The 10,279-nt window shown below is 74.1% G+C and carries 10 protein-coding genes; 4 read left to right on the top strand and 6 right to left on the bottom strand.

Annotation, left to right across the window (positions count from 1 at the left end; all coding sequences use genetic code 11):
* Positions 1-136: 136 nt before the first annotated feature.
* Positions 137-988: an ABC transporter ATP-binding protein gene (locus ACFSKW_RS03605; protein ID WP_379569045.1), complete on the top strand. Its 852-nt coding sequence runs from the start codon at positions 137-139 to the stop codon at positions 986-988.
* Positions 989-1,144: 156 nt separating this feature from the next.
* On the opposite strand, the gene ACFSKW_RS03600 is transcribed toward ACFSKW_RS03605, so the two are convergent.
* A complete protein-coding gene (locus ACFSKW_RS03600) occupies positions 1,145-2,422 on the bottom strand; it encodes an aminotransferase class V-fold PLP-dependent enzyme (RefSeq protein WP_379569043.1) in 1,278 nt (425 codons plus the stop codon).
* A gap of 31 nt (positions 2,423-2,453) precedes the next feature.
* Between ACFSKW_RS03600 and ACFSKW_RS03595 the strand changes: the two genes are divergently transcribed.
* Positions 2,454-3,038, top strand: coding sequence for a TetR/AcrR family transcriptional regulator (locus ACFSKW_RS03595; RefSeq protein ID WP_379569041.1), 585 nt, complete (start codon positions 2,454-2,456; stop codon positions 3,036-3,038).
* Entirely contained in the window at positions 3,028-3,411 is a 384-nt protein-coding gene (locus ACFSKW_RS03590; RefSeq protein ID WP_379569039.1) for a nuclear transport factor 2 family protein, read from the top strand. The genes ACFSKW_RS03595 and ACFSKW_RS03590 overlap by 11 nt, the downstream gene beginning before the upstream one ends.
* On the opposite strand, the gene ACFSKW_RS03585 is transcribed toward ACFSKW_RS03590, so the two are convergent.
* The 5 genes from ACFSKW_RS03585 to ACFSKW_RS03565 form a co-directional block, all read right to left on the bottom strand.
* Positions 3,380-4,378 carry an EAL domain-containing protein gene (locus ACFSKW_RS03585; protein ID WP_379569037.1) on the bottom strand — a complete coding sequence of 333 codons (999 nt, stop codon included), beginning with the start codon at positions 4,376-4,378 and terminating at the stop codon, positions 3,380-3,382. The genes ACFSKW_RS03590 and ACFSKW_RS03585 overlap by 32 nt on opposite strands.
* A 400-nt stretch (positions 4,379-4,778) precedes the next feature.
* Positions 4,779-5,477: a response regulator gene (locus ACFSKW_RS03580; protein ID WP_379569035.1), complete on the bottom strand. Its 699-nt coding sequence runs from the start codon at positions 5,475-5,477 to the stop codon at positions 4,779-4,781.
* A 7-nt stretch (positions 5,478-5,484) separates the two neighbouring features.
* Positions 5,485-6,612, bottom strand: a complete 1,128-nt coding sequence (locus ACFSKW_RS03575) for a sensor histidine kinase (protein WP_379569033.1) — start codon at positions 6,610-6,612, stop codon at positions 5,485-5,487.
* On the bottom strand, positions 6,590-8,137 hold the full coding sequence (locus ACFSKW_RS03570) for a nitrilase-related carbon-nitrogen hydrolase (RefSeq protein WP_379569031.1): 1,548 nt from the start codon (positions 8,135-8,137) through the stop codon (positions 6,590-6,592). Before ACFSKW_RS03570 ends, ACFSKW_RS03575 begins: the two co-directional genes overlap by 23 nt.
* A gap of 428 nt (positions 8,138-8,565) precedes the next feature.
* The gene (locus tag ACFSKW_RS03565) at positions 8,566-9,351 is read right to left on the bottom strand and encodes a PIG-L deacetylase family protein (RefSeq protein ID WP_379569029.1); all 786 of its coding nucleotides are present in this window, start codon (positions 9,349-9,351) and stop codon (positions 8,566-8,568) included.
* Positions 9,352-9,497: 146 nt separating this feature from the next.
* On the opposite strand from ACFSKW_RS03565, the gene ACFSKW_RS03560 reads away from it, so the two are divergent.
* The gene (locus ACFSKW_RS03560) at positions 9,498-10,109 is read left to right on the top strand and encodes an acVLRF1 family peptidyl-tRNA hydrolase (protein ID WP_379569027.1); all 612 of its coding nucleotides are present in this window, start codon (positions 9,498-9,500) and stop codon (positions 10,107-10,109) included.
* The last annotated feature ends 170 nt before the right edge of the window (positions 10,110-10,279 follow it).

Genomic DNA, 10,279 nt, shown 5'->3' with positions numbered 1-10,279 from the left:
GTGATGATGATCCCCGGCTGGACCGTCCACTCCGGTGGCGAGGGCCACCCGTCCGCGAGGCGTCTGACAAATGTCACGACGATCACCGGAAGGACGGCACTAACCCGGGCTCCGCCGCGCTTCTAGCGTTGAGCCCATGAACGCCATCGAGTTCGACCAGGTCAGCAAGGGCTACGGGGACGTCCTCGCCGTCGACGACCTGTCCCTCACCATCGCGCAGGGCACGACCGTCGCCCTGCTCGGCCCCAACGGCGCCGGCAAGTCCACCTCCATCAACATGCTGCTCGGCCTGCTGCGCCCCACCTCGGGCACGATCGGCGTCTTCGGCCGCACCCCCGACGCGGCCGTGGCCGCGGGCGACCTCGGCGCGATGCTGCAGGACGGCACGCTCATCCCCGACCTGACCGTCAGGGAGCTGGTCGACCTCGTCCGGAGGCTCTACCCCGATCCCATGGGCCTCGACGCGATCCTTCAGCTGGCCGACCTCACCGACCTGGTGAAACGGCGCGCCGACAAGCTGTCGGGCGGGCAGACGCAGCGCGTCAGGTTCGCCCTCGCCATCGCGGGCGCGCCCAGGATCCTGCTGCTCGACGAGCCCACGGCCGCCATGGACGTGGAGTCGCGGCTGCGGTTCTGGGCCGGGATGCGCGACTACGCGGCCGGCGGCCGTACCGTGCTGTTCGCCACCCACTACCTGGAAGAGGCCGACGAGAACGCCGACCGGGTGATCGTCATCGCCAGGGGCAAGGTGGTGGCCGACGGGACCCCGGCTCAGATCAAGGCGGGCGCGGGCGGTCACACCGTGCGCTTCTCCCTCGGCGCCCAGCCGTCGGCGGGCCTCGACGCGCTGCCCGGCGTGACGGGCGTGGAGATCGCGTACGGCACGGCGACGCTGCGCACCTCCGATACCGACGCGACCATCGGCAAGACCCACGCCCGCAACCGGATCGAGGCCGTCCAGCGGGCCAGGGAACAGGGCTGGCTGTGAGGCGGGTGTGCGGCGGGAGCTGGGCGGGGCTCGGCGCCGGCTGTGCGGCTGGGCGGTGCCGGCTGTGTGGCGGGGTGGTGCCGGCTGTGCGGCTGGGCGGTGCCGGCTGTGTGGCGGGGCGGTGCCGGCTGTGCGGGGGCGGCTTGAGCGCCTGGCCTAGGTGAGCGCGGCGACCGCCTTGACGGCCTGGTCGACCTGCTCGGGGCTGATCAGGATCGAGGTGCCGAAGCGCAGGTAGACCTGCAGGTAGGGGGTGGTGCTGGTCAGGACGCGCTGGGCGCGCAGCCGCTCGGTCGCCTGGAACGGCGTCACGCCGTCGATCTCGCAGCACACCAGTCCCGCCGACAGCGCGGGATCCATCGGCGTGATGAGCCGCACGCGCGGATTGGCGGCCAGGCCCTGCTTGAGGCGGGTGGCCAGCTCGATCGTCCGCTCCTGCACGCGGTCCTTGCCGATGCCGGTCTGGAAGGCGAACGCCTCGGCCATCGCCCAGCGGTGCTCGAAGGCCTTGTAGCCGCCGGGGGTGTTGATGAGGCCGCCGGGGCCGGCGGGCGCGCTGTTGCCGAACCAGGCCCTGAACCCCGGATCGCTGAAGCTCGGGATGATGGGGGCGACGTGCTCCCATGCCCTGCCGTACACGATGCCGGTGCCGCGCGGGCCGAACAGCCACTTGTGGGCGCCCGAGGCCAGGAAGTCGCAGCCGAGGTCGGTGACGGAGTCGGCGAGCGCGCCGAAGCCGTGGACGCCGTCGACGCACAGCAGCGCCCTGTCCTTGTCGTCGCGCCCGCGGTTGGCCTCGGCGAGCATGTCGGCGATCGCGCGGACCGGCAGCCTGACCCCCGTGCCGGAGTGGACCCAGGTCACGGCGACGATCCTGGTGCGCGGGGTGAGCCCCGCCTTGAGCGCGGCGACGATCCGATCGGCGGAGGCCTTGGCGGGATCGTCGTAGAGGCGCACCCGTGTGACCCGGGCGCCCGTGCGCTCGGCGAGCATCCTGAGGTTCTCGTGGGTGGCGTAGAAGTCGTGCTCGGTGGTCAGCACCTCCTGGCCCTGCCGCAGGCGGAAGCCCGAGTAGATCAGGCTCAGGCCCATCGTCGTGCTGTCGGTGAGCGCGACCTCGCCCTGCCCGGCGCCGAGGTAGCGCTCGGCGGCCGCCCTGACGGCGGCGTCGCGGTCGTCCGACTCCAGGTAGCCGGCCGTGTCGCCGTCGAGCCCTTCCCTGTGCCGCTGGATCGCCGCCCGTACGGGGGCGGGATGGGCGGCCAGGACGAACGCCGCGAAGTTGGCGTCCTTGGGATCGAGCGTGAACTGCGCGCGCACCGACGCCCAGTCGTTCTCCTGGAGCCTCGGGGGCTTCGGGTCCTCGGTGGGCACCGTGCAGCCCGCCAGGGTGGCGCCCGCTCCCCCCAGCAGCAACGTCCGCCTGTTCAGCACGACATCCTTCCTAGCACGCTAACGTGCCGATGTGGGACGACCAGCCAAGTTCGGAGCCGACCAGATCCTCGACGCCGCCGCGGCGCTGGCCGCGGAGGGCGGGCACGAGGCCGTCACCGTCACCGCGATCGCGGCGCGCCTGGGTGCCCCGAGCGGCTCGATCTACCACCGGTACGCCTCGCGCGACCTGCTGCTTGCGCACCTGTGGATCAGGGCCGTGCGCCGCTTCCAGGAGGGCTTCCTGTCGGCCGCCCGCGTCCCCGATCTCGCCGAGGCGGTGCGCGCGTCGGCCGCGCACGTGGTGCGCTGGTCGGCCGAGCACCAGGACGAGGCCCGCCTGCTGCTCGCGCACAACGTGGCCGAGCTGCGCGAACGCTGGCCGGACGAGCTCGGCGAGGAGCTGGACAGGCTCAACGTCGACGCCACGGCCGCCCTGCGGGAGCTGGCGGGGCGGCTGCCGGGCGACGACGCCCTGGAACGGGTCACGTTCGCGCTGGTCGACGTGCCCGTCGCGGCCGTGCGGCGGCACGTGCTCGCGGGCAGGACCGTACCGGATTCCGCGGTACGGCTGGCGGAGGCGGCGGCGCTGGCGATAGTTTTAGAGAGTGACCTCTAAAACTGTGGACGGCCTCTATGAGGCCTTCGCCGCCGGCGACCCCGCCGCGCTTGCCGCCACCCTCCACCCCGACCTGGTCCTGAAGGTCAGCGAGGGCATGCCGCTGAACGTCGGCGGCGAGCACCACGGGCCGCGGGCCGCGCTCGCCGGCTGCTGGAGCGTGATCTTCCGCGCCTACGACACCTGTCCCGTCCCCGACGAACAGGTGTGGGCGGGCGACGACAGGGTCGTCGTCCTCGGGCACTACAGGGGCACCTCGCGCGCCACGGGCCAGGCCTTCGAGGCCGCCTTCGCGCACGACCTCAAGCTGCGAGACGGGCTCATCGCCCACTTCACGCAGATCACCGATACGGCCCGGTGGCCGCTCGCATGAGGTCGCTGACCCTGACGACGCCCATGCACCTGCCCACCTCGTCCGTCACCACGAGATCGTCGTAGACGCGAGCGGTGTCCCGCCCCGCGACCTGCATCGCGGCGATGGCGGGCGTGGTCTTGGGAACGGTCCTGGGCGGGTCGGCCAGCCGCAGCGCGGGCTTCTTGCCGTGCAGGGCGTGGCCGTAACGGCCGGCGATCGACAGCAGGAACCTGCTGCGGTCCAGGCTGCCCTCCGGGCGCTGGTACTCGTCGACCAGGATCACGCTGGTGATCGAGGGCTCGGTGCCGAACGCCTCCACCACCTCCTCGGCCGTCGCCGCGGCCGGCAGCGACACCGCGGGCAGCAGCAGCTCGTGCACGCGCGGACCGAGCATCATGTCCGCCTGGGACGGCTTGCGCACCGGCAGCGGCACCCGCACCCTGCCGTCGGGCCCCGGCCGCAGCAGCGGCCCCTCGGCCAGCCGTACCCCCCAGCTGCGCACGGTGGCGAGCTGCGCCTCACCGGTGATGCCGGGGGCGAGGACGTGCGCGCCGATGCCGCGCGCCAGGGTGGCGAGCGACTCGCCCGCGGCCGCTCTCCTGTGGTCCTCGGGAACCCGCGCGACCAGCTCGGGGGCGAGCACGATCAGGTACGGCGCGGCCTCGATGATCAGCTCCATCGGCAGGCTGCCGACGCCCAGGCCGCCGAACCCGATGAGGTAGCCGATCGCCCGCAGGCCGTCCAGCCCGATGAGCAGCGCTTTCCTGTCCTGGTCCGCGCACGGGCCGTGCACCTTGACGATCACCTCCCTCGGCCGCCTGCCCGACCGCCTGAGGGCCTCGTGCAGCGGCGAGAGCGCGGCGGAGCCGCCGATGACCATGTGGGTGGGGAGATCGAGGAGGAGCGGAAGGGTGCCTGAGCCGAGTTCGGCGGCGTCAGGGGACACGTGCAACGCGATGACACCGCCGGTCTCGAGATCTATCACAGGGGAGACGGCGGAAGGAGCTTCCTGGTCATACTGGGGAAGCAGAGGAGTCTGGGGAGACACGTCCAAATTGTGGGCGAATACCAGAAGCCCCAGAAGCATCCAGCCACGAAATTCACCGATATTTCGCCACAAGTTCCAGCTCACAGGCCATAACCCGCCCGGGTGCGCCCTGCCGACCTGGAGCCGGTCGAAGCCTCCCCGGGCCTCCCCGAGCCCCCGGCCTCCCCGAGCCCCCGGCCTCCCCGAGCCCCCGGCCTCCCCGAGCCCCCGGCCTCCCCGAGCCCCCGGCCTCCCCGAGCCCCCGGCCTCCCCGAGCCCCCGGCTTCCCCGGGGTCCGGCCGCGCGCTGGTTCGTCGGGGCGGACGCGACGGTCAGCCCGGTCGCCGTGGCCGCGTGATCATCCGAGGGGCCGGTGCTCCTGGCCGCCGTCGGCCAGGCCTTCGCCGGGGACGACGAGTCCCGACTCGTAGGCGAAGACGACGGCCTGGGCGCGGTCGCGAAGGTCGAGCTTGGTCAGGACGCGGCTGACATGGGTCTTGGCGGTGTTCTCGCTGACGACCAGCTCGCCGGCCAACTCCACGTTGGACAGGCCCCGAGCCAGCAGCCGCAGGGTCTGGGTCTCGCGGTCGGTCAGCCGCGCCAGCATGGCCGTGAGGCGGGGGGTGACGCCCGTGCTCGGGCGGCGTACCAGGGTCTCCACCAACCGCCTGGTCACGGTGGGCGCGAGCAGGGCCTCGCCCGCCGCCACGACCCGTACGGCCTCGGCCAGTTCCTGACGGCGGATGTCCTTGAGCAGGAAGCCGCTCGCTCCGGCGCGCAGCGCGTCGTAGACGTAGTCGTCCAGGTCGAACATGGTCAGCACGAGGACCCTTGCCCCGGTGGTGGCGCAGATGCGGGCGGTGGCCTCCAGGCCGTCCATGCCCGGCATCTGGACGTCCATGAGCACCACGTCCGGCTGGAGGCGGCCGGCCGCCTCCACGGCCGAGGCCCCGTCGGCGGCCTCGCCGACCACGGTGATGTCGGGCTGCACCCCCAGGATCATGGCGAAGCCCGCCCGGAACAGGTCCTGGTCGTCGGCGATGAGTACGCGGATCACGGAACCCCTAGTCGATGGGAAGCTCGGCCTGCACGACGAATCCTGTCCCGTCGCCGCCCGCGCCGGCGCGCAGGCTCCCGCCGCGGGCGGCGACGCGTTCGCGCATCCCCGCCAGCCCGTGGCCGCCCGGCTCGCCAGGTCCCGCGCCCCTGCCGTCGTCGGCGACGACGATGAACAGGCGCGCCGACGTCCAGCCGAGCGTGACGCGGGCGGTACGCGCCCCGGAGTGCCTGACGACGTTCGTCAGCGCCTCCTGCACGATCCGGTACGCGGCCACGGCCGTCTCCTGGGAGACGTCGAGAGGAGCGCCTTCGGCCTCCAGGGTCACCGCCACGCCCGCCCGGCGGGTCCGCTCGACCAGGTCGGGCAGGGTGTCGAGGCCGGGGCGGGGTGTGCCGGGCCGTTCCGCGTCCTGCCGGAGGGTGTTCAGCAGGCCGCGGAGCTGGACCAAAGCCGCTCTGCCCGTGTCGGCGACCGCGTCGAAGGCCGACTGCGCCCGCCGGGGGTCCGAGCCAAGCACCGCCGATCCCGCCTCGGCCTGCACCACCATCAGCCCGACCGAGTGGGTGACGATGTCGTGCACGTCGCGGGCGATGCGGGTGCGCTCGTGCGCGGCGGCGGCCTGGCGCTCCTGCTCCAGCCTCCTGCCGCGCTCGGCCCGCTCGGCGAGCCCGGCCGCCCGAGCCCGCGCGCCGGTGCCCAGGGCGTAGGCGGCCACGAAGGCGGTGCCGACCATCCGGTAGACCTCGCTGTCCTCCTGTGGCAGGGCCAGCGAGACGTAGACGGCGGCCCCGATGACCGGTACGGCGAGCAGCCGGACGGCGGTGCCGCTCAGCTCCGCGATGGTGTACACGCCCAGCAGCGGCCCCCACGGAAGGAACGGCTTCTCCCACAGCACCATCGCGGTCATGGCGAGCCCGGTCACGAGGGAGACCGGCACGGGGGCCCGCCGCCGCCACAGCACCGGCACGGAGGCGGCCGCCGCGAGCGCCACCACCCACCACTCCGCGGGCCGGGGGAACAGCGTGGGTGCCACGGTCGCCACGGTGACGGCGGCGGCCAGCACCGCGTCGACCACGCGGGCGGGCAGGAGGGACGTGGCGGCGGCGGCCCTACGGGCGAGGCGCACGATCACGCGCGAGGTGGAGGCCCGCACGCCCTCCGTCGAAGGAGCCCACCGCCTGGCCCGAACCATCCGCACCCCCTCCGCCGCCCCTGGAGCCCCGCAGACCGGCGAGCAGGGTGGCCGGCAGGAGCAGGAGGCCGGCCCAGCCTAGCCAGTCGCCCAGCACGCTGTACGGCGTGGCCGGCGCCGGCCCGGGAAGCGTGAGGACGGCCGAGGCGAAGCCGGGGCCGGTCCGCGCCTGCGCCAGCACCCGGCCGTAGACGTCGCCGGCCAGCAGGATCCCCGCCCTGGGCGCGCGCACCACCGTCATGCCGCTCTCCACGCCGCGCACCAGGGCCATCCTGCCGTGGATCCACTCGTCTCCCTGGAAGTCCCAGGCGGGGGCGAAGACGGCGGAGGCGCCCCTGCGCCGGTAGTCGCGCACCAGCCAGGGGAAGTCCAGGTCCTTGCAGATGGCGATCGCCCACCGGCCGCCAGAGCCCGGCATGAACGCCACCGCGTCGGCCCTGCCCGGCGTGTAGTCCGCCTCGACCCCAGGGATGAGGTGGCGCTTGTCGTAGCGGACCGGGCGGGAGCCGTCGGCGGGGAAGGCGAGCGCGCTGTTGCGGCGCTGCTCGCCGTCCACGAGAGTCAGCCCGAGCAGGATGGTGGTGTGCCGCTCGGCGGCCAGCTTCGACAGCGGGCCCGCCAGCAGGGGCAGCGTGGCGCGGTCGGCCGCGAAGGTGTTCTCGGGCAGCACGACGACGTCAGCCTCCAGCTTCGCGAGCTCGGCCAGGTAGCGCGCGAGCAGCTTCCGGCCCGCACGGCCGGCCACAGGGACCGTGTCGTTGGGCTCGTCGGTGGCCAGCAGCGCCACCCGGGTGCCGGGGCCGCCGGTCGCCGCGCCGGCCGGGCCGGCCAGCCGTACGACGCCGTAGCCGAGCACGAGCGCGAGGACCGCCGCGGCGCCCGCGGCCAGCGGAGCCCTGCGGCCCGCCGACGGCAGTACGGCCAGTGCCGCCTGCGTCCCCAGCAGCAGGAAGGTGACGCCCCACGGACCTGTCAGCGAGACGATCTGCAGCACCGGCAGGGCGTCGGCCTGGGAGTAGGCCATGCTCCACCACGCGCCGTGCGGCATCGTGAGCGAGACGGCGAACTCGACCGCGACCCAGGACGAGCAGAACGCCAGCGTCGCCAGGACGGGCCTGCCCCGCCCCGCGATCGCGGCGAAGGCGGCGAGCGCCAGCCCGAACAGCACCGACGTCCCGACGATCAGTGTGGCCACCAGCGGCGGGGGGAGCTCCAGGGTGTCGCCGTAGTAGCCCCACATCGAGGTCTGGCCGCCGAGCCAGGCCACCGTGCCCGCCGCGAACGCGGTCCGCGCCCGCGACCTGGCGGCCACCGCCAGCACGGGCAGGGCCGCGATCCACGCGCACCACCACGACGGGGTCAGCCCGGTGCCGAAGGCGAGCAGCACCGCCGACAGCCCGGTGAGCAGCCCGGTGAGCAGGAACGACGGCCGGCGGCCGCCGCGAGGGAGGAGGGGGGAGTTCATGCCTGCCATGGTTCGCCGTCGCCGCCGCCCGCCACATCGCGCGCTCGGATGATCTCCGTCGTCATTCGCGCGAGTGACGGCGGGTCGCGCGGGAGCGGGGCAGCGCGTCGGCCTTGACCTCCACGGCCGCAGCGGGGCGATGACGGGGCTGTCACGTACCGGCGGCACGTCGAGGACGTCGGGGCGAGCCCGCGGGCGGCGCCGGCCGTGGGCGCGCGCGGGCGCGGCAGAGCCGGAGGACGCGGCCGCGGCAGGAGCCGGAGGACGCGGGCGGGGTGAGCCGGAGGGCGCGGCCGCGGCAGGAGCCGGAGGACGCGGGCGGGGTGAGCCGGAGGGCGCGGCCGCGGCAGGAGCCGGAGGACGCGGGCGGGGTGAGCCGGTCGTCACCGTCACGCCGAAGCGGGGGGCGAGGGCGGCCGCCGGGACGGTCAGCGGGTCTCGGCCGGGGTGAAGAGGTCGTCGAGGAGCGGGCGACCTCCCGCTCCAGCCGCTGGTTCGGCGTACCACTCCCTGCCGAGAATCCACCCGAAGACGGGCAGGGGAAGCCGGACGAGGATCCGCATGACGGGCGCCAGCCTGCCGCGGCCCATCACCTCCGAGCGGTGGGCGGCGATCGCGGTCTGCTTCTGCCTGGCGTAGCGCCGCACGTCGACGCGGTGGGTGATGGCCTGGCGAGGGCTGTAGGCGCGGCTGAGCTCGTCCGGGTCGTAACGCAGCGGCAGCCGCAGGACCCGCGCCACGGTCATCAGCCGGGCGACGATGTCGCGAGGGAGCGTGGCCTCCAGCAGGCGGGGCACCCCCGCCTTTGCGGCGGCGAGCTTGCCTACCTCGTGGACCCTGACGTGGTCGCGGTGGCCGTACCCGCCGTTGGCGTCGTAGCTGATGAGCACGTCGGCCCGCTCCTCGGTGAGGACGGCGGCGAGCCGGTCGGCGGCCTCGGCGGGATCGGCCCTGCAGAAGCGGGCACGGCCGGGCGGATCGGGGTAGAGGATCGCGCCGTGACCGCTGTCGGCGTAACCCAGGTGGACGACCCTGTGGACGCCGAGGACGACGGCGCTCGCGCGGAGCTCGTCCAGCCGGGTGGAGGCGTCGTCCCCGGCGCCCATGTGGTCGGTGGCGACGACGATCACCACGCGGTGACCTTCCGCGGTGGCACGGGCCAGCGTGCCGCCGGTCAGGAGGGCCTCGTCGTCGGGATGGGCGTGGAATGCCACAACGGTAGCCATATGTCCCCCGGGAGCTCGAAGGCAGCCAGAGTAGCGTCTGGATGATCTCCAGGCGCCGTCGTCGGCCGCCCGGGCACCGGTACGCTGCCAGGGTGAGAGCGCGGCCGGCGAAAGGCGGGGGACGGTGGGTGTCGGTGCCCCCCGAACGCGTCCAGCGGTGGATCGACGGGTTCGCCGACCGGCACGGCCCGTTCGAGGCGACCGGCGACACCCACGTCGTACGGCTCGTGGCCGCCGACGGGGCGGTCGCCGAGTGCCACGCGCCCTTCCCTCCGCTGCCGCAGGGCCCGCCGCGGGTGACCAACCTCGTCGCGCACGCCCGCGCCGACCGGCTCGTCGGGGTGGTGCTCGTCCGGCTGGGCGGCTACGCCGCAGGCGTCTTCCACGGCACGGAACTGCTCGCCTCCAAGGTCGACTCCCGCTACGTGCAGGGCCGCACGGCCGCGGGGGGCTGGTCGCAGCAGCGGTTCGCCAGGCGCAGGCAGAACCAGGCGGGCCAGACCCACCAGGCCGCCGCCGACACCGCGCTGCGGGTGCTGTCGCCGCACCTGGAGCAGATGGCGGCGGTGGTGTTCGGCGGCGACAGGAAAGCGGTCGACGCGCTGCGGGAGGACCGGCGGCTGGCGCCCCTGTTCGCGTTGGAGGCCGAGCCGTTCCTGACCGTGCCCGACCCCAAGCTGGCTGTCCTGCGCGACACCCCGGCGTCCTTCCGCGCCGTCCGGATCCACATCACGGACCCCGGGTGAAGTCCATCCCGTCGTGCGGGAACTCCTCGAACAGAAGCCCCTCGAACAGAAGCCCCTCGAACAGAAGCCCCGTGTGGGGGAGCCCGGCGCGGAGACCTCTCGTGCGGGCCCTCCTGACGTCGGAACGCCTCGTGCGGGCCCTCCGGGTGCCGGAACCCTTCGTACGGGAT

It is taken from the genome of Nonomuraea mangrovi, assembly GCF_042681425.1.
GTDB lineage: Bacteria > Actinomycetota > Actinomycetes > Streptosporangiales > Streptosporangiaceae > Nonomuraea > Nonomuraea mangrovi.
The sequence above is the reverse complement of the archived record's forward strand: the minus strand, read 5'-3'. Positions and strand labels throughout refer to the sequence as shown.